This is a genomic window from Enterobacter sp. ODB01, from assembly GCF_001623605.1.
Taxonomy (GTDB): domain Bacteria; phylum Pseudomonadota; class Gammaproteobacteria; order Enterobacterales; family Enterobacteriaceae; genus Enterobacter; species Enterobacter kobei.
Window position 1 is genome coordinate 4,488,718 of record NZ_CP015227.1, and the last position, 22,905, is coordinate 4,511,622.

At 55.9% G+C, this 22,905-nt stretch carries 19 protein-coding genes and 1 pseudogene; 4 read left to right on the top strand and 16 right to left on the bottom strand.

Annotated features, from left to right (window positions below):
- The first annotated feature begins 218 nt into the window (after nucleotides 1-218).
- On the top strand, nucleotides 219-1,409 hold the full coding sequence (gene hmpA, locus A4308_RS21295; RefSeq protein ID WP_014884831.1) for an NO-inducible flavohemoprotein: 1,191 nt from the start codon (nucleotides 219-221) through the stop codon (nucleotides 1,407-1,409).
- 83 nt (nucleotides 1,410-1,492) lie between these two features.
- On the opposite strand, the gene glnB is transcribed toward hmpA, so the two are convergent.
- The 5 genes from glnB to purL form a co-directional block, all read right to left on the bottom strand.
- Nucleotides 1,493-1,831, bottom strand: coding sequence for a nitrogen regulatory protein P-II (gene glnB, locus A4308_RS21300; RefSeq protein ID WP_003860685.1), 339 nt, complete (start codon nucleotides 1,829-1,831; stop codon nucleotides 1,493-1,495).
- 65 nt (nucleotides 1,832-1,896) lie between these two features.
- Nucleotides 1,897-3,234 (bottom strand): two-component system response regulator GlrR, encoded by a 1,338-nt coding sequence (glrR, locus tag A4308_RS21305; RefSeq protein ID WP_014884832.1) that lies wholly within the window; start codon nucleotides 3,232-3,234, stop codon nucleotides 1,897-1,899.
- Nucleotides 3,221-3,958, bottom strand: coding sequence for a two-component system QseEF-associated lipoprotein QseG (qseG, locus tag A4308_RS21310; RefSeq protein ID WP_023337635.1), 738 nt, complete (start codon nucleotides 3,956-3,958; stop codon nucleotides 3,221-3,223). Before qseG ends, glrR begins: the two co-directional genes overlap by 14 nt.
- 1 nt (nucleotide 3,959) lies before the next feature.
- Nucleotides 3,960-5,387, bottom strand: coding sequence for a two component system sensor histidine kinase QseE/GlrK (qseE, locus tag A4308_RS21315; protein WP_014884834.1), 1,428 nt, complete (start codon nucleotides 5,385-5,387; stop codon nucleotides 3,960-3,962).
- A 532-nt stretch (nucleotides 5,388-5,919) separates the two neighbouring features.
- Nucleotides 5,920-9,807: a phosphoribosylformylglycinamidine synthase gene (purL, locus tag A4308_RS21320; protein ID WP_041163065.1), complete on the bottom strand. Its 3,888-nt coding sequence runs from the start codon at nucleotides 9,805-9,807 to the stop codon at nucleotides 5,920-5,922.
- A gap of 268 nt (nucleotides 9,808-10,075) precedes the next feature.
- Here purL and mltF point away from each other — a divergent pair.
- Nucleotides 10,076-11,625, top strand: a pseudogene (mltF, locus tag A4308_RS21325) (membrane-bound lytic murein transglycosylase MltF).
- Here mltF and tadA read toward each other — a convergent pair.
- Genes tadA through murQ form a run of 4 tightly spaced genes read right to left on the bottom strand, consistent with a single transcriptional unit; the run spans nucleotide 11,513 to nucleotide 14,982 of the window.
- On the bottom strand, nucleotides 11,513-12,052 hold the full coding sequence (tadA, locus tag A4308_RS21330) for a tRNA adenosine(34) deaminase TadA (protein WP_049011368.1): 540 nt from the start codon (nucleotides 12,050-12,052) through the stop codon (nucleotides 11,513-11,515). The pseudogene mltF and the gene tadA overlap by 113 nt on opposite strands.
- Nucleotides 12,053-12,076: 24 nt before the next feature.
- Complete coding sequence (gene yfhb / locus A4308_RS21335; protein WP_023331092.1) at nucleotides 12,077-12,712, bottom strand: phosphatidylglycerophosphatase C; 636 nt, start codon at nucleotides 12,710-12,712, stop codon at nucleotides 12,077-12,079.
- Nucleotides 12,713-12,715: 3 nt separating this feature from the next.
- Complete coding sequence (locus tag A4308_RS21340; RefSeq protein WP_045281163.1) at nucleotides 12,716-14,077, bottom strand: PTS transporter subunit EIIC; 1,362 nt, start codon at nucleotides 14,075-14,077, stop codon at nucleotides 12,716-12,718.
- Between the two features lie 11 nt (nucleotides 14,078-14,088).
- Nucleotides 14,089-14,982 (bottom strand): N-acetylmuramic acid 6-phosphate etherase, encoded by an 894-nt coding sequence (gene murQ / locus A4308_RS21345; RefSeq protein ID WP_045281164.1) that lies wholly within the window; start codon nucleotides 14,980-14,982, stop codon nucleotides 14,089-14,091.
- 118 nt (nucleotides 14,983-15,100) lie between these two features.
- On the opposite strand from murQ, the gene A4308_RS21350 reads away from it, so the two are divergent.
- Complete coding sequence (locus tag A4308_RS21350) at nucleotides 15,101-15,949, top strand: MurR/RpiR family transcriptional regulator (RefSeq protein ID WP_014884841.1); 849 nt, start codon at nucleotides 15,101-15,103, stop codon at nucleotides 15,947-15,949.
- A gap of 56 nt (nucleotides 15,950-16,005) precedes the next feature.
- The gene (locus A4308_RS21355; RefSeq protein ID WP_045135183.1) at nucleotides 16,006-16,266 is read left to right on the top strand and encodes a YfhL family 4Fe-4S dicluster ferredoxin; all 261 of its coding nucleotides are present in this window, start codon (nucleotides 16,006-16,008) and stop codon (nucleotides 16,264-16,266) included.
- Here A4308_RS21355 and acpS read toward each other — a convergent pair.
- The 7 genes from acpS to lepA form a co-directional block, all read right to left on the bottom strand.
- Nucleotides 16,263-16,643 (bottom strand): holo-ACP synthase, encoded by a 381-nt coding sequence (gene acpS / locus A4308_RS21360; RefSeq protein WP_045135184.1) that lies wholly within the window; start codon nucleotides 16,641-16,643, stop codon nucleotides 16,263-16,265. The genes A4308_RS21355 and acpS overlap by 4 nt on opposite strands.
- Nucleotides 16,643-17,374: a pyridoxine 5'-phosphate synthase gene (pdxJ, locus tag A4308_RS21365; protein ID WP_023331095.1), complete on the bottom strand. Its 732-nt coding sequence runs from the start codon at nucleotides 17,372-17,374 to the stop codon at nucleotides 16,643-16,645. Before pdxJ ends, acpS begins: the two co-directional genes overlap by 1 nt.
- Nucleotides 17,375-17,428: 54 nt before the next feature.
- Nucleotides 17,429-18,136 (bottom strand): DNA repair protein RecO, encoded by a 708-nt coding sequence (recO, locus tag A4308_RS21370; protein WP_023331096.1) that lies wholly within the window; start codon nucleotides 18,134-18,136, stop codon nucleotides 17,429-17,431.
- 18 nt (nucleotides 18,137-18,154) lie between these two features.
- Nucleotides 18,155-19,060 (bottom strand): GTPase Era, encoded by a 906-nt coding sequence (gene era, locus A4308_RS21375; protein ID WP_006176722.1) that lies wholly within the window; start codon nucleotides 19,058-19,060, stop codon nucleotides 18,155-18,157.
- Nucleotides 19,057-19,737, bottom strand: a complete 681-nt coding sequence (gene rnc / locus A4308_RS21380) for a ribonuclease III (protein WP_010434072.1) — start codon at nucleotides 19,735-19,737, stop codon at nucleotides 19,057-19,059. Before rnc ends, era begins: the two co-directional genes overlap by 4 nt.
- A gap of 222 nt (nucleotides 19,738-19,959) precedes the next feature.
- Nucleotides 19,960-20,934 (bottom strand): signal peptidase I, encoded by a 975-nt coding sequence (gene lepB / locus A4308_RS21385; protein WP_014884846.1) that lies wholly within the window; start codon nucleotides 20,932-20,934, stop codon nucleotides 19,960-19,962.
- 16 nt (nucleotides 20,935-20,950) lie between these two features.
- A complete protein-coding gene (gene lepA / locus A4308_RS21390) occupies nucleotides 20,951-22,750 on the bottom strand; it encodes a translation elongation factor 4 (protein WP_014884847.1) in 1,800 nt (599 codons plus the stop codon).
- Between the last annotated feature and the right edge of the window lie 155 nt (nucleotides 22,751-22,905).

Genomic DNA, 22,905 nt, shown 5'->3' on the forward strand with positions numbered 1-22,905 from the left:
TCTGTGATAACAGGTCTTGACAAACGATTTTACGCAAACGTTTTCCTTCACGCCACGCAAGGGTTTGAGGAATAAAGCGCTCCCCTGTTTCAACGGATTTCTTTTCAGGTTTGTGATGCATATTTTTCATCTTGCAAAGAACCATTTACAACGCAGGGGTATTTTTTATAAGATGCATTTAAAATACATCATTAAAGTCACATCAAAAGGACGCGCTCATGCTCGACGCTCAAACCATCGCTACCGTTAAAGCCACCATCCCCCTGCTGGTGGAAACCGGTCCTAAACTCACCGCTCATTTTTACGATCGCATGTTCACGCATAACCCAGAGTTGAAAGAGATTTTCAACATGAGTAACCAGCGTAATGGCGATCAGCGTGAAGCCCTGTTCAACGCCATCGCGGCCTACGCCAGCAACATTGAAAACCTGGCGGCATTACTGCCTGCGGTGGAAAAAATCGCGCAGAAGCACACCAGCTTCCAGATCAAACCCGAGCAGTACAATATTGTCGGCGGCCACCTGCTGGCAACGCTGGACGAAATGTTCAGCCCGGGCCAGGAGGTACTGGACGCCTGGGGTAAAGCCTACGGCGTGCTGGCAAACGTCTTCATCAACCGTGAAGCGCAGATCTACAGTGAAAACGCCAGCAAGAACGGCGGCTGGGAAGGCACTCGCGCCTTCCGCATCGTTGAGAAAACACCGCGCAGCGCATTGATCACCAGTTTTGAATTTGAACCGGTGGATGGTCAGCCGGTAGCGGATTATCAGCCAGGCCAATATCTCGGCGTGTGGCTGAAGCCTGAAGGTTTTCCGCATCAGGAGATCCGCCAGTATTCCCTGACCCGCAAACCCGACGGCAAAGGCTATCGCATTGCGGTGAAACGCGAGGACGGCGGCCAGGTTTCCAGCTGGCTGCATAACGAAGCCAGCGTGGGTGACGTCGTTCACCTGGCCGCACCGGCGGGTGACTTCTTCATGGCGGTAGACGCTACTACCCCGGTAACGCTGATCTCGGCTGGTGTCGGCCAAACGCCAATGCTGGCGATGCTGGATACGCTGGCGAAAGCAAACCACAGCGCACAGGTCAACTGGTTCCATGCCGCAGAGAACGGCGAGGTGCATGCCTTTGCGGACGAAGTGAAAACGCTGGGCGCGACGCTGCCCCGCTTCACCGCGCATACCTGGTATCGCTTGCCAACGGAAGCAGACCGCGCAGCCGCACGTTTTGACAGCGAAGGGTTGATGAATTTAAGCCAGCATGAAGGGGCGTTCAGCGCGCCGGATATGCAGTTCTACGTCTGCGGACCGGTGGCGTTTATGCAATATGCCGCGAAGCAGCTGGTGGCGCTGGGTGTGAATAAAGACAACATTCATTACGAATGTTTCGGCCCGCATAAAGTGCTGTAATGCAAAAAGCCCCTCGAACTAGGGGCTTTTTTTTCGCCGGGTGGCGGCTACGCCTTACCCGGCCTTCAAAACCGTTGGCATCGTTAAATCGCGGCGTCGTCTTCTTCGCCGGTACGGATACGGATTACGCGCGCCACGTCAAAGACGAAGATTTTACCGTCGCCAATTTTGCCCGTCTGCGCCGTGCGGATGATGGTATCCACGCAGGTATCGACGATGTCATCGCTGACCACGATTTCAATTTTCACTTTCGGCAGAAAGTCGACCATGTACTCTGCGCCACGGTAAAGCTCGGTGTGGCCTTTCTGACGACCAAAACCTTTCACTTCCGTCACGGTCATCCCGGTGATGCCGACTTCCGCCAGCGCTTCACGCACATCATCCAGTTTGAAAGGTTTAATAATCGCATCAATCTTTTTCATGGTGGGTCCTTAAACGCTTGCCTGTAAGCTGCCTCGTAATCGATTGCTCACAGTACCATACGGCATTACTCTTTAAAATCGTTTGCTTCCAGCTCGTGGCGTGAGAGCAGCTTGTAAAACTCGGTGCGGTTGCGTCCGGCCATTCGCGCTGCGTGGGTCACGTTGCCTTTGGTGATCTGCAGCAGCTTGCGCAGATAGTTCAGCTCGAACTGGTTACGCGCTTCGGCGAAAGTCGGCAAGGCCGTGTTTTCCCCTTCCAGCGCCTGCTCCACCAGCGCATCGCTGATAACGGGCGATGACGTCAACGCCACACACTGCTCAATCACGTTTACCAGCTGGCGAACGTTACCCGGCCAGCTGGCCGCCATCAGCCGTTTCATCGCATCGGTGGAAAACGCGCGGACAAATGGTTTATGGCGATCGGCCGCCTGACGCAACAGGTGATTCGCCAGCAGCGGAATATCTTCAGCACGCTCTGCCAGTGCCGGGATTTTGAGATTCACCACGTTCAGACGGTAGTAGAGGTCTTCACGAAACTCGTTGCGCGCCATCACTTTTGGTAAGTCGCGGTGGGTGGCGGAAATAATTCGTACGTTAATATCAATATCGCGGTTGCTGCCCAGCGGGCGCACTTTACGCTCCTGAAGCACGCGCAGCAGTTTGACCTGTAGCGGCGCAGGCATGTCACCAATCTCGTCGAGGAACAGCGTGCCGCCTTCCGCGGCCTGGAACAGCCCTTCCCGGCTGCTTACCGCGCCGGTGAAGGCGCCACGGGCATGACCAAACAGTTCGGACTCAAGCAATTGTTCCGGAAGCGCGCCGCAGTTAATGGCAATAAAGGCATTTTTGCTGCGCGGGCTGGCGTTGTGGATCGCCTGCGCCAGGATCTCTTTCCCGGTTCCGCTCTGGCCGTTAATCAGCACGCTGACGTCGGACTGGGCGACCATCCGCGCCTGCTCAAGCAGACGAAGCATGATCGGGCTGCGGGTCACAATGGATTCACGCCATGCGTCGTCGCCAGAGGGTGCCGCGTGCTCCAGCGCGCTGTCGATGGCTTTGTAGAGTGCGTCTTTATCTACCGGCTTGGTGAGGAAGCTGAATACGCCCTGCTGGGTTGCGGCGACGGCATCCGGAATTGACCCGTGTGCCGTCAGGATAATCACCGGCATGCCCGGCTGCTGCTTCTGGATCTCCGCGAACAGCTGCAGACCGTCCATTTCGTCCATCCGCAGATCGCTGATGACCAGATCAATTTTCTCGCGGCTAAGGACTTTCAGCCCTTCCTGTCCGCTTTCCGCAGTCACTACGCTGTAGCCTTCACTCACCAGACGCATCCCCAGCAGCTTTAACAGCCCGGGATCGTCATCCACCAGTAAGAGATGGGCAGGTTTACGGCTCGTCATGCTTCACATCCTCTTGTTTCTGCGTGTCGCTGTCCGGTGCTGCGGATGCGCTACCAGGCTGATATTTGCGCGACGAGAGCTGTCTTTCGATATCGGTCAGGTTTTCCAGCTTGCGCGTCGTGGTATCCAGCTGAGTGCGTAAATGCTGTTGCTGTTGACGCAGCGTATCAAGTTCGCTGTCGGTGGACTGCTGGAGCTTGCTGTAGCGAGAGCGCTCTTCAGACAGCTGAAGCTGTAAGGTCTGACCATCCCGCCAGAGCTGGTATACCGGTCGTACCTGTACCGGGAGCGCGATCGTAAAGGTATCCAGCCGGGTCACATTAGCCCGACGTTCGACGGGGGTGATTTTCGCATCGGCCAGTAGAATTCCACGCTTGAAAGCGTCCTGCCAGGTGTCGTCATCCAGCATCGCCGCTTTCGAACGGGCATCCACCGGCGCAAGACGCTGGGCACAATCTATTCCGCGCAGCCAGAACAGCGGATTATTTTCGACATCATGCCCTGACAAATTCCAGATATCGTCACAGCGGGTAGAGAGGAAATCCGCCAGCTGGTTATCCGGCCATTTATCTTCTTGTTTACCGCTTATCGCACTTTGTGGCGCATGGGAAACGCACCCTGCCAGAAATAAACAAGGTAAACCCAGGCGAAATGTGTTGCTGGAAAACACCGCGCGTACGGCGCGGAAAAAGACGTGTGACATACTCACCAGACTTAGATTCATTTTATTGGTTTTTCCGGCTCAGGGGCAGTTCAATACGGAAGCAAACATCCGCACGTTCGTCCGTGGCAATGTTTAGCTCACCCTGCATGCGTCGTATGCAGTCCCGGGCGATGCTTAAGCCCAGACCACTTCCTTTTACCGCACCCTTCCGCTGATGACTCCCCTGGAAAAAGGGTTCGAAGATCATGGTTTTTTCGTCATCAGGGATCGGGGTGCCGGTGTTAGCGACGTCAATAAACACCCGGGAACCCATCGTATAACTTCGGATATAAATGTTACCGGATTCAGTACCATAGTGCACCGCATTGGAGTAAAGATTATCCAGAACGCTCATTAAAAGCATCGGTTCAGCGAGACAGGCAGGCGCACTCAACTCCACCCCGGTATGCATCATTTTAGCTCTTGCTGGCAAGCTATGGGCGGAGATCACCATATCCACCAGCGGCGCAATCTCGACCTCTTCAAGAACGACCGCCCCGTCAGCCAGCTTGCGGTTGTAATCCAGCAGTTGTTCAATCAGCTTTTGCAGGTTGCGGCTGCTGGCATCCAGAATCTCAACAATTTCTTTCTGTTCTGGCGTTAGCGGCCCTGCCACCTCATCTGCCAGCAGCTCCGTTCCTTCACGCATGCTGGCGAGCGGCGTTTTCAATTCATGGGAAATATGGCGCAGGAACTGATGACGCTGGGATTCCAGCCATGCCAGACGCTCAGACAGCCAGATAATACGCTGACCCACGGAGCGCAGCTCGCGCGGGCCTTTAAAGGAAACCGAATCCCCGAGCGATTTCCCCTCTCCAAGACGGTTGATCATACGCTGAATGCCCTTCACCGGGCCGATGATCATACGGGTAAAGAGCAGAACCAGCCCGAGACTCACCAGGAAAAGCACCAGTGCCTGCCAGCCGAAGAACTGCCCGCGTTCGGCTATCTCCTGCTGCAGCTGCTGACCGCGAGAGAAAATGACCGTGCGGGTTGACTGCACCATCTCGGTGTTGGCGGCAGCAAACGCTTCAAGACGCGCGGCGGCGGCGGCATCCGGCCCGCTATTGTGGCATTGCAGCTGCGCAAGATCGTTCAGATCCTGACGCAATGCCTGATACAGCTTGTCGTCGGGCAACACGCCCGCATGCGCGTCCAGCATCTCGCTGTAGCGCTTGCGCTGACTCTGGTAAACCTTTTCCAGCGTCCGATCGTCAAGCACGCAGTACTGGCGATAGCTACGCTCCATCTCCAGCGCCGCGTTGGTCATCGCTTCACTGCGTCTGGCGTCGATAAGCGTGGTGCGGTTAGTCAGTGCGGCCTGAGCGCTCAGCGCGTTAAGGCTTTGCCACGCCTGCCAGGCGAGGATCAGCAATGGCAGCAGGATTAGCAGGAAGGCCATCATCACGAGCTGTCGCAGGGAGCGGGGAAAAACGGGCCAGCGTTTCAACGCATTACTCTCTTCATGGGGGTTTACGCAGAGCGTAACTGAGTCTGCCCTTCAGATACAACAAAGCCGGGTAAAAACCCGGCTTTGTTATGGAATAAGGCGGTGCCTAACTCGACGTTTCGCCCTGGCCTGATAAAGCATCGCTATGATCAGTAGTTGGACGGCAGGCACCTTTTTGTGCGTCATTCGAAGTTTATGTAGCACGTCCCGAAGGGGCTGACATAAGAAGGTGAATGAGCCACTGGTTAATATTATGCAACACCCGTGCCAGAATGCAAAACAAAACATTAACACATTGATATATAAACATTTTACCAACTTCACCTGTTCATTATCGTTTGAATGATTTCCAGGCTAAGTGTCGCTATTAAGCAACACCTTAACAGGAACCTGTTCTGCCATATATAAATCAATGAGTTAAATGTCTCCTTTTGGAGACAGTCGCAAACCGTCTTTGTCGCAATTTTGCGACACGCATAAAAAAGCCCGGTGCGCTACGCTTACCGGGCCTGGAAGGTACCTGCTTTATATCTTAACCCAACTGTTTACGCGCATTGCGGAAGATACGCATCCACGGGCTGTCCTCGCCCCAGTTTTCCGGGTGCCAGGAGTTGCTCACGGTACGGAACACGCGCTCCGGGTGCGGCATCATAATGGTTGCACGACCACTTTCGCTGGTGACTGCCGTAATACCGTTGACCGAGCCGTTCGGGTTAGCCGGATAGGTTTCGGTGACCTTGCCGAAGTTATCGACAAAGCGCAGCGCCACCAGACCTTTGCTTTCAAGCTGAGCCAGATGTGCTGCATCACGCACTTCTACCTGACCTTCACCGTGGGACACGGCGATTGGCATCTGTGATCCGACCATGCCCTGCAGCAGCAGAGATGGGCTTTGTGTCACTTCCACTAGGCTGAAGCGCGCTTCAAAGCGGTCAGACTGGTTACGCACAAAGCGCGGCCAGGCTTCGCTGCCCGGGATAAGCTCGCGCAGGTTGGACATCATCTGGCAACCGTTACACACGCCCAGCGCCAGCGTTTGCGGACGGTGGAAGAAGGTTTCGAACTCGTCGCGCACGCGGCTGTTAAACAGAATGGACTTCGCCCAGCCTTCACCGGCGCCCAGTACGTCACCGTAAGAGAAACCACCGCAGGCCACCAGCGCCTGGAAATCTTCCAGACCGGTACGCCCGGCCAGCAGATCGCTCATGTGAACGTCGATGGCGTCAAAGCCCGCACGGTGGAAGGCAGCCGCCATTTCGACGTGGGAGTTAACGCCCTGCTCGCGCAGCACGGCCACCTTCGGACGTGCACCCGTCGCAATGTACGGCGCGGCGATGTCTTCGTTGATGTCGAAGGAGAGCTTCACGTTCAGGCCTGGATCGCTGTCGTTAGCCTTCGCGTTATGCTCCTGATCGGCACATTCCGGGTTATCACGCAGGCGCTGCATCTGCCAGGTCGTTTCCGCCCACCACATACGCAGCGTGGTGCGGCTTTCGCTGAAGACGGCATGACCGTCAGCTTCAATGACAAAGCGGTCGCCCTGTACGGCTTTGCCCAGATAATGTACGCAGTCTGCCAGACCGTGCTGCGCAAGAATGGCTTCAACCGCATCGCGGTCTGCCGCACGCACCTGAATCACCGCGCCCAGCTCTTCGTTGAAAAGCGCTGCCAGGCGGTCTTCACCCAGAGAGGCAATATTCGCCTCCACACCACAGTGGCCGGTGAAGGCCATCTCTGCCAGCGTGACCAGCAGGCCGCCGTCGGAGCGGTCGTGGTAGGCCAGCAGCTTACGCTGCGCCACCAGCGCCTGAATTGCATCGTAGAAGCCTTTTAACTGGGCCACGTCACGCACATCGGCCGGTGTATCACCCAGTTGACGATAAACCTGCGCCAGCGCCGTGGCACCCAGCGCGTTGTGACCTTTACCCAGGTCAATCAGCAACAGGGCGTTGTCTTCGGTCGCAAGCTGCGGCGTCACGGTGTGACGTACGTCTTCCACGCGCGCAAAGGCGGAGATGATCAGCGACAGCGGAGAAGTGATCTCGCGCTGCTCGTTGCCTTCCTGCCAGCGGGTTTTCATCGACATGGAGTCTTTGCCCACCGGAATGGTCAGCCCAAGCGCAGGACACAGCTCTTCGCCCACCGCTTTCACGGCTTCATACAGGCCCGCATCCTCGCCAGGGTGACCGGCAGCGGCCATCCAGTTAGCGGAGAGCTTGATACGTTTGATATCGCCAATCTGCGTCGCGGCAATGTTGGTCAGCGCTTCACCCACAGCCAGGCGGGCGGACGCGCCGAAGTCCAGCAGCGCCACAGGCGTGCGTTCGCCCAGGGCCATCGCTTCACCGTAGTAGCTGTCGAGACTCGCGGTGGTTACGGCACAGTTCGCGACCGGGATCTGCCACGGGCCGACCATCTGATCGCGCGAGACCATACCGGTTACGGTACGGTCGCCAATGGTGACCAGGAAGGTTTTCTCTGCCACCGCCGGCAGGTGCAGCACGCGGTTGACCGCTTCTGCAACGGTGATGCCCTGGCGATCCAGCGCTTTGCCCGCTGCTTTACGCGTTTGCACGTCGCGGGTCATCTTCGGCGTTTTACCGAGCAGAACGTCCAGCGGCAGATCGATCGGCTGGTTGTCGAAATGGGTGTCGCTCAGGGTCAGGTGCTTCTCTTCGGTCGCTTCGCCGATGACGGCATACGGCGCGCGCTCGCGGCGGCACAGCTCGTCAAACAGCGGCAGTTGATCCGCTGCAACCGCCAGAACATAACGTTCCTGGGATTCGTTACACCAGATCTCCAGCGGGCTCATGCCTGGCTCATCGCTCAGGATATCGCGCAGGTTGAAGCGGCCACCGCGACCGCCATCGCTCACCAGCTCCGGCATGGCGTTAGACAGACCGCCCGCGCCCACGTCATGGATAAAGAGAATCGGGTTCGCGTCGCCCAGCTGCCAGCAGCGGTCGATGACTTCCTGGCAGCGACGCTCCATTTCCGGGTTGTCGCGCTGAACGGAAGCAAAGTCGAGATCCGCATCTGACTGACCGGAGGTCATGGAGGATGCCGCGCCGCCGCCCAGGCCGATGTTCATCGCCGGGCCGCCCAGCACGATCAGCTTCGCGCCAACCACGATCTCGCCTTTCTGGACGTGATCGGCACGGATATTGCCGATCCCACCCGCCAGCATGATCGGTTTGTGATAGCCACGCAGCTCTTCGCCGTTGTGACTGTCCACTTTCTCTTCATAGGTACGGAAGTAGCCGTTCAGTGCCGGACGGCCAAATTCGTTGTTGAATGCCGCACCGCCCAGTGGACCGTCGGTCATGATATCCAGCGCGGTCACAATGCGCTCTGGCTTGCCGAAATCCTCTTCCCATGGCTGCTCAAAGCCCGGGATGCGCAGGTTGGAGACGGAGAAACCAACCAGGCCCGCTTTTGGTTTCGCACCACGTCCCGTTGCACCTTCATCACGGATTTCACCGCCTGAACCGGTGGCCGCACCCGGCCACGGGGAAATTGCCGTCGGGTGGTTGTGGGTTTCCACTTTCATCAGGATATGCGCAGGCTCCTGATGGAAGTCGTAACGACCGGTAGCGTGGTCGGCAAAATAGCGCCCAACCTCGGATCCTTCCATCACCGCGGCATTGTCTTTATAGGCAGACAGCACGTGGTCGGGGGTTTGCTCCATGGTGTTTTTGATCATTTTGAACAGCGATTTAGGCTGCTGTTCGCCGTCAATAATCCAGTCGGCGTTGAAAATTTTATGGCGGCAGTGCTCGGAGTTGGCCTGCGCGAACATGTAGAGCTCGATGTCGTTCGGGTTGCGGTTCAGCTTAACAAACGCATCCTGCAGGTAGTCGATTTCGTCTTCTGCCAGCGCCAGGCCGAGACGCAGGTTAGCGTCAATCAGCGCCTGACGGCCCTGCCCCAGCAGGTCTACGCTTTGTACCGGCGCAGGCTGATGGTGGGAGAAGAGCTTCTGTGCGTCATCAAGAGAAGCAAACACGCTTTCCATCATGCGGTCATGCAGCTCGGCGGCAACCGCCTGCCACTGCGCGTCGCTCAGGGTCGAGGCGTCAACGTAGTAGGCCACGCCGCGCTCCAGACGGTTAATCTGGCTCAGGCCGCAGTTGTGGGCAATGTCGGTGGCTTTAGAAGACCAGGGGGAGATGGTGCCCGGACGCGGCGTCGCAAGGATCAGTTTGCCGGTTGGCGTATGGCTACTCAGATTTGGGCCATACTTGAGCAGGCGTTCCAGCTGTACGCGCTCCTCTGCATTCAGGGGGGCATTCAGGTCAGCAAAATGGACATACTCAGCGTAAATATTGCTTACCGGAAGGTCGGCCGCCTGAAAACGTGCCAGCAGTTTGTTAATACGGAAGGCAGACAGTGCAGGCGAACCACGCAGAATTTCCATCATAAGTCTCTCGTCTTCGAAGCGCCGGGGCGCTTTCAGTGTGCGCAAGGGGGGAAAACGGGCGTCATTATAGAGAATCCTGAGCGCCGACGAAACCGTTTGCGTGGAAATAAAATTGGCGGAGACATTTAGCAATAGATGTGACCTGTCTCTCTAATTGGTTGCCAAGTGGCGCAAGTTTACGCAAAATGCCGCTCATTCAATGGCAAACCTGATTATCAAACATGGCTACAGCATACTGAGGCAACCGGCGTCGCAGAGAATTAACTAATTGAAAAAATTAAAGATTAATTATCTGCTCATCGGCATTGTTACGTTGCTGCTGGCAGTGGCCCTCTGGCCTTCCATCCCCTGGTTCGGCAAAGCCGAAAACCGTATCGCCGCCATTCAGGAGCGGGGGAGCTGCGCGTCAGTACGCTCAACTCTCCGCTGATTTACAGCGACATTAACGGCAAAATTATTGGCCTTGATTATGAACTGGCGCAGCAGTTCGCCGATTATCTTGGCGTGAAGCTTAAAATTACCGTTCGCCAGAATATCAACCAGCTGTTCGACGACCTTGATAACAACGATGCCGACATACTGGCAGCCGGTCTGGTCTATAACAGTGAGCGTAGCAAAAACTATCAACCGGGCCCGACCTATTACTCCGTTTCGCAACAGCTGGTCTATCGCGTCGGGAGTCTGCGGCCACGCACGCTGGCCTCCATTAACGATCAACAGCTGACCATTGCGCCCGGCCATGTGGTGATTGAGGATCTGCGTGAGCTGAAAGAGAAGAAATACCCCGACCTGAGCTGGAAGGTTGATCCGAAACTGGGCACAACGGAGCTGTTGGAGCAGGTGAAAGATCAGAAACTGCCCTACACCATTGCCGATTCGGTTGCGATCAGTCTGTTCCAGCGCGTGCATCCTGAAATTGCCGTAGCGCTCGACGTTACCGACGAGCAGCCGGTGACCTGGTTTAGCCAGCTCGATGACGATCAGACTCTTTCTGCGGCCATGCTCGATTTCTATAACACCATCAATGAAGACGGCACGCTGGCACGCCTGGAGGAAAAATATCTCGGCCACGGTGATGATTTTGACTATGTTGACACCCGCAGCTTCCTGCGCGCGGTAGATAGCGTCCTGCCAGACCTGCAGCCATTATTCGAAAAATACGCCCAGGAGATTGACTGGAAACTGCTGGCGGCTATTTCGTATCAGGAGTCCCACTGGGACACCCAGGCCACCTCCCCGACCGGCGTGCGTGGCTTAATGATGTTAACCAAAAATACCGCGCTGAGCCTGGGCGTGAATGACCGTACCGATGCGGAACAGAGCATCAGCGGCGGGGCTCGCTATCTGCAGGATATGATGGCCAAAGTGCCGGAAACGGTGCCGGAAGAGGAACGGATCTGGTTTGCGCTGGCAGCCTACAATATGGGCTACGCGCATATGCTTGACGCGCGGGCGCTGACCGCGAAAACGAAAGGTAACCCGGACAGCTGGTCAGACGTAAAGCAACGTCTGCCGCTGCTAAGCCAGAAGCCGTGGTATAACAAGCTGACTTACGGCTACGCGCGCGGACATGAAGCCTACGCCTACGTGGAAAATATCCGTAAGTATCAGATTAGCCTGGTCGGCTATCTGCTCGAGAAAGAAAAAGAGGCGACAGAGGCAAGACAGCTGGCTGAGAGTTATCCGGTTGTGGCGCCGGACGAGCTTAATCGTCCGACAACTTCAATTCTGCCTTTTGTTGCTTTTTCTGCTGACGGCGCATTCGAAAGAAATCGCTTAATAGCGCCGAACACGCTGGTGCAAGTACCCCACCGATAGTTTTCACCTGGTGATTCATCCCTGGATGACCCAGCACGTCCAGCAGAGAACCGGCCGCACCGGTTTTTTCATCCCGCGCGCCAAAGACCAGCGTACCAATCCGGCTGTGCACCATCGCGCCGGAACACATCACGCACGGCTCAAGCGTCACATACAGCGTGGTATCAAGCAGACGATAGTTTTGCAGCACCATTCCGCCCTGACGAAGGGCCATGATTTCAGCGTGCGCAGTCGGATCGTGACGGCCAATCGGGCGGTTCCACCCTTCCCCTATCACCTGGTTATTGTGGACAAGCACGGCACCCACGGGCACTTCTCCCTCGTCCCAGGCGCGCTGGGCAAGCGTAAGCGCATGGCGCATCCAGTATTCATGATCGCATTCAGGGTTGCACAACGGTTGATACTCCAGTCTAAAAGCGGGCGGCATTATACACACCCGCTATAGATAAGACTATTCGAGTTGCTGAAGTTCGCCTGCGGGCGTGACGCGCCAGCGATGCTGGCAAAAATAGAGCAGCGGGTTGTCCTGTTTGCTGTCGCTGTAGCCGCTGTAGAGACGCAGCGGCGTGCCGATGCGTTTCTCCAGCTGCACCACTTTTTCATGCCCCAGGCAGCGCATACTCAGTACCCAGCCGCCGTAACCACGGGCAATTTGTGTGGCGATAAGATTCACACGCGGCAGCCAGGGCGTATCAAAATAAACCTGTTCAACCAGCGTCTGCGGGGAGCCCGTGATCAACCAGATGTCGGCATCGTTGGCGTCGAGGTAACTGGTGAGGCGCGCCTGTACAACCGGGAACGCGGCGACATGACCGCGAAACCAGTGCGCAAACTCCTTTTCTAGCTGTTTTAGCCGCGCTTCGCTGTGGCCAAACGTACATCCCCAGAGCAGCAGGCTCATCGGCCAGCGCGCCGCCCGGCCTTTCACCAGCAGCGCGATGCCGATCGCCGGTAACAGCGGTAAGACGAGCAGCGCATTCAGAGGCTGGCGCCGCAGCAGGTAGCGCATAAACGTACCAAACATATCCTGCTGATGCAGCGTTCCATCCAGATCGAAAAAGACAACGCGACGCTCGTGATTTGCCAAACCTTACTCCTCTGGGTCGTTGAATCCTAACAGCCAGGTAAACAGGAACCCGGCGATCACCGCTACAGAATAGCCTAACAGATAGAGCATCACTTTTCCGGTCACGATAGTTAACGCCAGCGGCAAACCGGAGAGACCAAACGTAATGACGGTAGCAACTTTCCAGTAGCTGATGAGCGCCCCGCCGACCGCGCCGCCCAGACAGGCAGCCAGGAACGGTTTACCCAGCGGCAACGTGACGCCAAAAATCAGCGGTTCGCCAATGCCGAGCAATCCAACCGGAAGCGCGCCTTTAATCACTTTTTTCAGGCGTGCGTTGCGGGTTTTCAGCAGTACGGCAATCGCCGCACCGACCTGCCCCACCCCCGCCATTGAGAGTATAGGCAACAGCGCGTTGTAACCGTGCGCCTGCACCAGTTCGACGTGGATCGGCACCAGTCCCTGATGCAGACCGGTCAGCACCAGCGGCAGGAAGGTGCCTGACAGCACTGCCCCCACTAATAAACCGCCGCGGTCAATGGCCAGAGACGCACCATGAGCGATGGCATCAGAGATCCATCCCCCTAATGGCTGAAGAACCACAATCGCCACACTACCGGTAATTAACGTGGTCAGCAGGGGGTTGAGGATGAGTTCAATCGAGCCGGGCAATACCGCGCGAAGTCTTTTCTCAATCCAGCACATCAGGATGACCACCAGCAGCACGGCAATCACCCCGCCGCGACCAGGCTGGAGCGCCTCGCCAAACAGCGTAATTTGCGCCAGCTGCGGGCTGGAGAGAATGCCCGCCATCACGCCCCCCATCGCCAGCGAACCGCCAAACACTTTGGCGGTATTCACCCCGACCAGAATGTTCATAATGGCAAACACCGCGCTGCCGAAGATCCCCAGAATACCCAACAGGTTCGGATACTGGGTGGCAAAGTCCCCGACGATATCCGGACGCTTGAGAATATTGATAATCCCGGTGATCAAGCCGGAAGCAATAAACGCCGGGATCAGCGGGATAAAGACATTTGCCAGCTGTCGTAGCGCGTCGCTCATGGGGGCTTTGTATTTCGCCTTCGCCTGCGCTTTGGTGCGCGCAGCATCGTCGAGCGTCACACTCGCGCCGCCGCCCATCAGCGCGCGCATGGCATCAACCACCTGCGCCGCTTTCCCCGGCCCGACGATCAGCTGGTGTTGCTGCCCCTGCTTCACGTAACCGCTGACGCCGGAAAGCTTCTTCAGGCCCGGCACATCCAGCTGGTCGTCGTTATGCACCTCGACGCGCACGCGCGTCATGCAGTTTTCCAGACGCTGAATATTCTCTTCTCCGCCGATCCCTAGCAGGATATCGCTGGCGAGCGCTGCTGTTTTGTCCATACACGCCTCTGTTAGTTTTCTAATGCCGCCCGTAAGAAGCCATTATGCGCATCGAGTCTGGCTCGCGCGGCCGCCGCATCCAGCCCACTTAAGATCATCAATATGGCGGGTTTAACATCGTGATCGGTCTGTTGGAGTACCGCTTGTGCCTCTTCACGGCTTGCGCCTGTCGCCTCCATCACCATACGGCAGGCTCTGTCCACCAGCTTGACGTTAGTGGCCTGCATATCCACCATCAGGTTCTGATACACCTTGCCGAACTTCACCATCGCACCGGTGGAGATCATATTGAGCACCAGCTTTTGCGCGGTACCGGATTTCAGGCGCGTGGAGCCGGTGAGCGCTTCTGGCCCGACAACCGGGGAGATGGCGATGGCGGCCACCTGAGCGATTGGAGAGCCGGGGTTACAGGAGATGGCGACCGTCGTGCAGCCGGTCTGGTTGGCGTATTCCAGACCGCCAATGACGTACGGCGTGCGCCCGGATGCCGCCAGCCCGACGACCAGATCGTTCGCCGTCAGAGTAAGTGCCTTCAGGTCATCCTCACCCAGCTGTTTGTTATCTTCCGCCCCTTCAACGGCTTTCAGCAGTGCACCAGGCCCCCCCGCAATCAACCCGACCACCAGCCCATGCGGCACGCCAAACGTTGGCGGACATTCGGAGGCGTCCAGCACGCCGAGACGGCCGCTGGTACCGGCGCCCATATAGATAATGCGGCCACCCGCTTTGAGGGCTTCCGCCGCCGCATCGACCGCTTTCGCTACCTCAGGTAATGTCTCTTTCACTGCCTGCGCGACCAGCGTATCCTGTTGATTAAAGCGGTTAACCAGCTCCAGAGTAGAGAGCGCATCCAGATCCATGGTTTGCGGGTTACGCGTTTCAGAAACAAGTGAGCCAAGATTCATTTTTTGTACCTCAAGAATTTTTAATTCATAATAATCACACTATAATGGAATATAAAATTCATTCAGGCGAGCAAAATTCGTATTTGCGTAGACAATCACATTTCCGCCGGGAGTACTTATGAACTGTTTAATTCGCATTCGCCAGCGCTACGCCGGCTTTGCTCAAAGCGACAAAAAACTGGCGGACTTTCTGCTTTCTCAGCCTGACCGCGCCCGTCATCTCAGCTCGCAACAGCTGGCAAGCGAAGCCGGGGTAAGTCAGTCAAGCGTTGTGAAATTTGCCCAGAAGATCGGTTTTAAAGGCTTCCCTGCCCTTAAGCTGGCAATTAGCGAAGCGCTGGTGAGTAATCCCAATCCGCAATCTATGCCGGTGCATAACCAGATCCGCGGGGATGATCCAATGCGTGTGGTCGGGGAAAAGCTGATTAAAGAGAACGTCGCGGCCATGCATGCCACCCTCGACGTGAATACCGAAGAGAAGTTACTGGAAAGCGTGGCGATGCTGCGAGCGGCGCGGCGTATTATTTTAACCGGTATTGGCGCATCCGGCCTGGTGGCGCGTAATTTTGGCTGGAAGCTGACCAAAATCGGTTTTAACGCGATTGTCGAGCAGGATATGCACGCCCTGCTGGCGACCGTGCAGGCGATGGATCCTGAAGATCTGCTGCTGGCCATCTCCTATTCCGGTGAGCGCCGCGAGATTAACATGGCAACGGACGAAGTGCTGCGCGTCGGCGGCAAAATCCTCGCCATCACCGGGTTCACCCCGAATGCCCTGCAACAGCGAGCCACGCGCTGTCTGTATACCATTGCCGAAGAGCAGGCCACGCGCAGCGCGGCGATCTCGTCAACCAGTGCGCAAATGATGCTGACGGACCTGCTGTTTATGGCGCTGGTGCAGCAGGATTTAGAGCGGGCGCCAGAGCGCATTCGCCATAGTGAAGAGCTGGTAAAAAAACTGGTCTGAGTAAGGAATGAGCGTATAATGCCCGCCCTGTTTGTGATGTTTCTGAGAATTTCCTGATGGCGCTGTTAATTACCAAAAAATGCATCAATTGCGATATGTGCGAACCGGAATGCCCGAACCAGGCGATTTCGATGGGCGACAGCATTTATGAGATTAACAGCGACCGCTGCACCGAATGCGTCGGCCACTATGAAACGCCGACCTGTCAGAAAGTGTGCCCGATCCCGAATACCATCCTGAAGGATCCGGCACACGTTGAGAGTGAAGAGCAGCTGTGGGATAGGTTTGTCCTGCTGCACCACGCGGACAAACTCTAGCTTTCAATAATCACCGTTGCGCAGGCGTAGTGACGTTCGTCCGCGAGCGTCACATGCATGTGATTCACGCCCAGTTTCTCCGCAAGCTTTTTCGCCTCGCCCCATAACCGCAGGCGCGGCTTTCCCAGTTCGTCGTTAAATACTTCAAACTGATTAAACGCCAGGCCGTTACGAATGCCCGTACCGAACGCTTTGGCTGCCGCCTCTTTTACCGCAAAACGTTTTGCCAGAAAGCGCACCGGCTGCTGATGCGCTTCCCAGATGGCCCATTCGTTATCGCTGAGCACGCGTCTTGCCAGGCGCTCGCCGCTACGGGCGATCACCGCTTCTATGCGGGCTATCTCAACGATATCAGTGCCTAAGCCCAGAATGGCCATTACTGACGCGCTTCCAGCATCAGGCGTTTCATTTCTGAGACCGCCTCTTTCAGGCCGCTCATCACCGCACGACCAATAATCGCATGACCGATATTCAGCTCATGCATCTCCGGCAGGGCAGCGATAGCCTTAACGTTATGGTAGGTCAGGCCGTGTCCAGCGTTAACCTTCAGCCCCAGGCTCGCCGCGTAGGTGGCCGCTTTGGCAATACGCTCCAGCTCTTTGGCTTGCTCAGCATCGTTTTTGGCATCGGCATAGCAGCCAGTGTGAATTTCGATATACGGCGCGCCAACGTCCGCTGCGGCTTTGATCTGCGCGAAGTCGGCATCGATAAACAGGGAAACCAGGATACCGGCATCCGCCAGACGTTTGCAGGCATCGCGCATTTTATCGATCTGCCCAGCCACATCCAGACCGCCTTCGGTGGTCACTTCCTGACGCTTTTCCGGCACCAGGCAGCAGAAATGGGGTTGAGTCTCGCAGGCAATGGCCAGCATCTCTTCCGTGACCGCCATCTCCAGATTCATGCGCGTATCCAGCGTCTGACGCAGAATACGCACGTCGCGGTCGGTGATGTGGCGGCGGTCTTCACGCAGGTGAACGGTAATGCCGTCGGCGCCAGCCTGTTCGGCGATAAATGCCGCCTGAACCGGATCGGGATAAGCCGTGCCGCGTGCGTTACGCAGCGTGGCAATGTGATCAATATTGACGCCTAACAGTAATTCAGCCATGACAATCCTCGGTATTTTGGTTCATTTCCCTTCCTTCTCCGGGAGAGGGCAACGTTAACGTTTCGGCATAAACTGCCTGAATAATTCGCGGCTCTTTAAGGGCTTGCCGCCAAGATACGGCTTGAGGGCGATCCGGGTAAAGCGTTTTGCTGCGCGCAGGGTGTCCTGATCGGGAAACTCGCGCGCATAAAGCGCCCGAAGCTGGCGCCCGGTAAAGGTACTGTTATCAATCACGATACTGGCGATAAACCCTTTTTCTTCCCGATAGCGGTAGGTCATCGCGTCTTCGACCTCGTCTCCGCTTCCCGCACAATGCAGAAAATCGACGCCGTATCCCAGATGCCCCAGCAGCGCCAGTTCAAAACGTCGCAAGGCAGGTTCAGGCGTGCCGGTTGCCCCAGCGAGGGCCTGGATACAGTGCAGATAATCAAAGAAAAGTTCAGAGAAGCGAGTCTCATGTTCAAGAACCCGCGAGATGAGTTCATTGACATACAGACCGCTGTACAGGGTGATACCAGAAAGAGGAAGCGCCAGGGAGACGGCTTCAGCGCTGCGCAGGGTTTTCACTTCCCCTCGCCCACCAAAGCGGACCAGCAGCGGCGTGAAAGGCTGTAGGGCACCTTTCAGATTAGAACGTTTGGAACGTGCGCCTTTCGCAACAAGGCGCACGCGACCGGACTCTTCCGTGAAGACGTCCAGCATCAGGCTGGTTTCGCTCCAGGGACGACTATGCAGGACGAAGGCGCGCTGCCATCCTTCCATCATACTCGTCGTCTTAGGTTACTGGTCTTCGCCGTAACCGAGGCTGCGCAGAGCACGCTCATCATCGGCCCAGCCAGATTTCACTTTCACCCACAGCTCCAGGTGAACCGGCGCCTCAAACATCTCCATCATGTCTTTACGGGCTTCAATACCGATGGTTTTGATCTTGGCACCTTTGTTGCCGATCACCATCTTCTTCTGCCCCTCACGCTCAACGAGGATCAGACCGTTAATGTCGTAGCCGCCGCGCTCGTTGGTCTGGAAACGCTCGATCTCCACCGTCACAGAGTACGGCAGTTCCGCGCCCAGGAAACGCATCAGCTTTTCACGGATGATTTCAGACGCCATAAAGCGCTGAGAACGATCGGTGATGTAGTCTTCCGGGAAGTGATGAATCGCTTCCGGAAGATGCTTACGCACGATGCCAGCGATGGTATCGACGTTTAGGCCAGTCTCTGCAGACAGCGGAACGATATCGAGGAAGTTCATCTGGCTGCCCAGCCACTGAAGATGCGGCAGCAGGTCAGCCTTTTCCTGCACGTTGTCAACTTTATTGACCGCGAGGATGACCGGCGTTTTGCCGTCACGTAGCTTGTTCAGCACCATTTCGTCGTCCGGTGTCCAGCGGGTGCCTTCCACAACGAAAATGACCAGTTCTACATCACCAATCGAGCTGCTCGCCGCTTTGTTCATCAGACGGTTAATGGCACGCTTCTCTTCCATGTGCAGGCCCGGAGTATCGACGTAGATCGCCTGATACGCGCCTTCAGTATGGATGCCGACAATGCGGTGACGCGTGGTCTGCGCCTTACGCGAGGTAATAGAAATCTTCTGCCCAAGCAGATTATTCAGCAGGGTGGATTTGCCGACGTTCGGACGTCCGACGATGGCAATAAATCCGCAATACGTTTTTTCTTCGCTCATTCCAGCTCCAGCATTTTTAACGCCTGTTCGGCGGCAGCCTGTTCAGCCTTACGACGGCTTGAACCTGTGCCCACCACCGGTTCACTCAGGCCACTGACCTGGCAATGGATGGTAAATTCCTGATCGTGCGCTTCGCCGCGTACCTGCACCACCAGATAAGATGGCAGCGGCAGATGACGGCCCTGCAAATATTCCTGCAGACGCGTTTTCGGATCTTTTTGTTTATCGCCCGGGCTGATTTCGTCCAGACGGCTCTGATACCAGTTGAGGATCAGCTTTTCTACGGTCTGGATATCGCTGTCCAGGAACACACCACCAATTAATGCTTCGACCGTATCGGCAAGAATAGATTCACGACGGAAGCCGCCGCTTTTCAGTTCACCCGGCCCAAGACGCAGACATTCGCCCAGTTCAAATTCGCGCGCGATTTCCGCAAGGGTATTCCCCCGAACCAGCGTGGCACGCATGCGGCTCATATCCCCCTCGTCAACACGCGGGAAACGATGATAAAGCGCATTCGCAATCACGAAACTTAAAATTGAGTCGCCTAAAAACTCAAGACGCTCATTATGCTTGCTGCTGGCACTGCGGTGGGTTAATGCCTGTTGCAACAACTCCTGATGATGAAAAGTGTAGCCCAGCTTCCGTTGAAGCCGATTAATTACGATGGGGTTCATGCGATACCAATAAATGAATGCGTCAAAAATGCAGCACACGAAACCGACCTGAGAAAACCAACGCGGTTTCGTGTGCCGTGGCACCCTTGCAGGGCCAACCTTAAACTTCGGGGGAATATTCTATACACAACGACAGGGGATGTCGTTAGTTCAAAGAGATTTATCGAGGAAATAATTCACGTAGCCGCTAATTAAAGCGGCTACGCGTTCATTTATTGAGAATTAATGGATTCCGCCAATGCGATTCAGGCGTACACCGGTAGGCCATTCGCCTTCCTGTTTCTCAAAACTCATCCAGATTGCGGTGGCTTTACCGACCAAATTCGCCTCAGGCACAAATCCCCAGTAACGGCTGTCCGCAGAATTATCGCGGTTATCCCCCATCATGAAGTAATGTCCCGGCGGTACAATCCAGCTCGCCAGCTGTTGACCCGGCTGCTGATAATACATACCCACCTGATCCTGCGCGATTGGCACCGTGAGGATACGGTGAGTCACATCACCCAACGTCTCTTTGCGCTCGACCAGACGAATACCGTTCTCTTTGGTTTCGCCTTTTGGCACCTGGAAGAACCCGCTGGTCGCTTCACCGCCGTTACGACGGGCAAAGGTCTGCACAAAATCACTCGGCTCAACGTTTGAGTAGGTGATGGGCAGTGCGTTTTCACACGCGGTGCCAGAACTGCAGCCAGGCTGAACGGTAACTTCCTTGGCGACCGGATCGTAGGTCACTTTATCACCCGGCAGGCCAACCGCACGCTTGATGTAGTCCAGACGCGGATCTTCCGGGTATTTGAACACCACGATGTCGCCACGCTTCGGATGACCGGTTTCGATCAGCGTTTTCTGGTAGATAGGATCTTTAATGCCGTAGGCAAACTTCTCTACCAGAATAAAATCACCAATCAGCAGCGTTGGCATCATTGAACCGGATGGGATCTGGAACGGCTCGTAAATAAACGATCGCACCACCAGCACAATGGCCAGCACCGGGAATACCGAGGCGCCCGTTTCCAGCCAGCCCGGTTTCGGGCCGACTTTTTTCAGGGTTTTCGCATCCAGCTGGTCGCCAGTGGCTGCCTGTGCGGCAGCCTGACGCTCACGGCGTTTTGGGGCGAAGATAAACTTATCCAGACACCACAGCAGACCTGTCACCAGGGTAGCAATGACCAGGATCAGGGCAAACATGTTCGCCATGCCAACTCCTTAAAGGTTATTTGCCGTCTTTACCAACATGAAGAATGGCAAGGAATGCTTCCTGTGGCAGCTCAACGTTACCGACCTGCTTCATACGCTTCTTACCTTCTTTCTGCTTCTGCAGCAGCTTTTTCTTACGACTGACGTCACCGCCGTAGCACTTCGCCAGAACGTTTTTACGCAGCTGTTTCACCGTAGAACGCGCGATAATGTGGTTACCAATGGCCGCCTGAATCGCGATGTCGAACTGCTGACGCGGGATCAGATCTTTCATTTTCTCAACCAGCTCGCGACCACGGTACGGCGCATTGTCGTTGTGGGTGATCAGGGCCAACGCATCCACACGCTCACCGTTGATCAGCACGTCCACACGCACCATGTTGGAGGCCTGGAAACGCTTGAAGTTGTAATCCAGGGACGCATAGCCACGGGAGGTAGACTTCAGGCGATCGAAGAAGTCGAGTACCACTTCCGCCATCGGGATTTCATAGGTCAGCGCCACCTGGTTACCGTGGTAGACCATGTTGGTCTGCACGCCACGCTTCTCAATACACAGTGTAATGACGTTGCCCAGGAACTCCTGTGGCAGCAGCATGTGACACTCTGCAATCGGCTCACGCAGTTCGTGGATATTGTTCAGCGGCGGCAGCTTGGACGGGCTATCGACGTAGATCACTTCTTTCGAGGTGGTTTCTACCTCATACACAACGGTCGGTGCGGTGGTGATCAGATCCAGATCGTATTCACGTTCCAGACGCTCCTGAATGATCTCCATGTGCAGCAGGCCGAGGAAGCCACAGCGGAAACCGAAGCCCAGCGCCGTTGAGCTTTCTGGCTCGTAGAACAGGGAAGCATCGTTCAGGCTCAATTTACCGAGCGCATCACGGAAGTTTTCATAGTCATCTGAGCTGACCGGGAACAGACCCGCGTAAACCTGCGGTTTCACCTTTTTAAAGCCTGGCAGCGCTTTATCTGCCGGGTTACGCGCACCGGTCAGGGTATCGCCCACTGGCGCGCCGAGGATGTCTTTAATGGCACAAACCAGCCAGCCTACCTCGCCGCATTTCAGCTCGGTACGGTCAACCTGTTTTGGCGTAAAGATACCCAGACGGTCGGCGTTGTAGACCTGTCCGGTACTCATCACCTTGATTTTGTCGCCTTTACGCATGGTGCCGTTTTTAATACGCACCAGAGAGACAACACCAAGGTAGTTATCGAACCAGGAGTCGATGATCAGCGCCTGTAGTGGGCCATCCGGGTCACCTTCCGGAGCAGGGATGTCACGCACCAGGCGTTCCAGCACATCGGTCACGCCCACACCGGTTTTCGCGGAGCAGCGCACGGCATCCGTCGCGTCAATGCCGACAATATCTTCAATCTCTTCCGCGACGCGTTCAGGATCGGCAGCTGGCAGGTCGATTTTATTCAGAACCGGCACAACCTCGAGATCCATTTCCATCGCGGTATAGCAGTTTGCCAGGGTCTGGGCTTCAACACCCTGCCCGGCATCGACGACCAGCAGCGCACCTTCACAGGCCGCCAGCGAGCGTGATACTTCATAGGAGAAGTCAACGTGGCCTGGGGTGTCGATAAAGTTCAGTTGATAGGTTTCACCATCAGCCGCTTTGTAATCCAGCGTAACGCTTTGCGCCTTAATGGTGATACCGCGTTCGCGTTCCAGGTCCATGGAGTCCAGAACCTGGGCTTCCATTTCACGATCAGACAGGCCACCGCAAATCTGGATAATACGGTCAGACAGCGTCGACTTACCGTGGTCAATGTGAGCAATGATCGAAAAGTTACGTATGTTCTTCATATAGTTAAATAATTATGCCTTACGAATTCCTGGAGGCCGCTGTTCTTAGCCTGACGTTTTTCAGTGCGAAAACGCAGCATTCTACACTACATCCTCGCTACCTGGAAATGCACTTAGAGACAGGTATAGCGTGAAGAAAGGGCGTTTTCTGTATT

What these genes read in the sequence shown, in the direction of transcription:
- purL (WP_041163065.1), bottom strand. Translation starts at nt 9,807, where the DNA reads ATGATGGAAATTCTGCGTGGTTCGCCTGCACTGTCTGCCTTCCGTATT.
- acpS (WP_045135184.1), bottom strand. Translation starts at nt 16,643, where the DNA reads ATGGCCATTCTGGGCTTAGGCACTGATATCGTTGAGATAGCCCGCATA.
- rnc (WP_010434072.1), bottom strand. Translation starts at nt 19,737, where the DNA reads ATGAACCCCATCGTAATTAATCGGCTTCAACGGAAGCTGGGCTACACT.
- qseG (WP_023337635.1), bottom strand. Translation starts at nt 3,958, where the DNA reads ATGAATCTAAGTCTGGTGAGTATGTCACACGTCTTTTTCCGCGCCGTA.
- A4308_RS21350 (WP_014884841.1), top strand. Translation starts at nt 15,101, where the DNA reads ATGAACTGTTTAATTCGCATTCGCCAGCGCTACGCCGGCTTTGCTCAA.
- pdxJ (WP_023331095.1), bottom strand. Translation starts at nt 17,374, where the DNA reads ATGGCTGAATTACTGTTAGGCGTCAATATTGATCACATTGCCACGCTG.
- hmpA (WP_014884831.1), top strand. Translation starts at nt 219, where the DNA reads ATGCTCGACGCTCAAACCATCGCTACCGTTAAAGCCACCATCCCCCTG.
- lepA (WP_014884847.1), bottom strand. Translation starts at nt 22,750, where the DNA reads ATGAAGAACATACGTAACTTTTCGATCATTGCTCACATTGACCACGGT.
- era (WP_006176722.1), bottom strand. Translation starts at nt 19,060, where the DNA reads ATGAGCGAAGAAAAAACGTATTGCGGATTTATTGCCATCGTCGGACGT.
- A4308_RS21355 (WP_045135183.1), top strand. Translation starts at nt 16,006, where the DNA reads ATGGCGCTGTTAATTACCAAAAAATGCATCAATTGCGATATGTGCGAA.
- lepB (WP_014884846.1), bottom strand. Translation starts at nt 20,934, where the DNA reads ATGGCGAACATGTTTGCCCTGATCCTGGTCATTGCTACCCTGGTGACA.
- A4308_RS21340 (WP_045281163.1), bottom strand. Translation starts at nt 14,077, where the DNA reads ATGGACAAAACAGCAGCGCTCGCCAGCGATATCCTGCTAGGGATCGGC.
- murQ (WP_045281164.1), bottom strand. Translation starts at nt 14,982, where the DNA reads ATGAATCTTGGCTCACTTGTTTCTGAAACGCGTAACCCGCAAACCATG.
- recO (WP_023331096.1), bottom strand. Translation starts at nt 18,136, where the DNA reads ATGGAAGGATGGCAGCGCGCCTTCGTCCTGCATAGTCGTCCCTGGAGC.
- glnB (WP_003860685.1), bottom strand. Translation starts at nt 1,831, where the DNA reads ATGAAAAAGATTGATGCGATTATTAAACCTTTCAAACTGGATGATGTG.
- tadA (WP_049011368.1), bottom strand. Translation starts at nt 12,052, where the DNA reads ATGCCGCCCGCTTTTAGACTGGAGTATCAACCGTTGTGCAACCCTGAA.
- glrR (WP_014884832.1), bottom strand. Translation starts at nt 3,234, where the DNA reads ATGACGAGCCGTAAACCTGCCCATCTCTTACTGGTGGATGACGATCCC.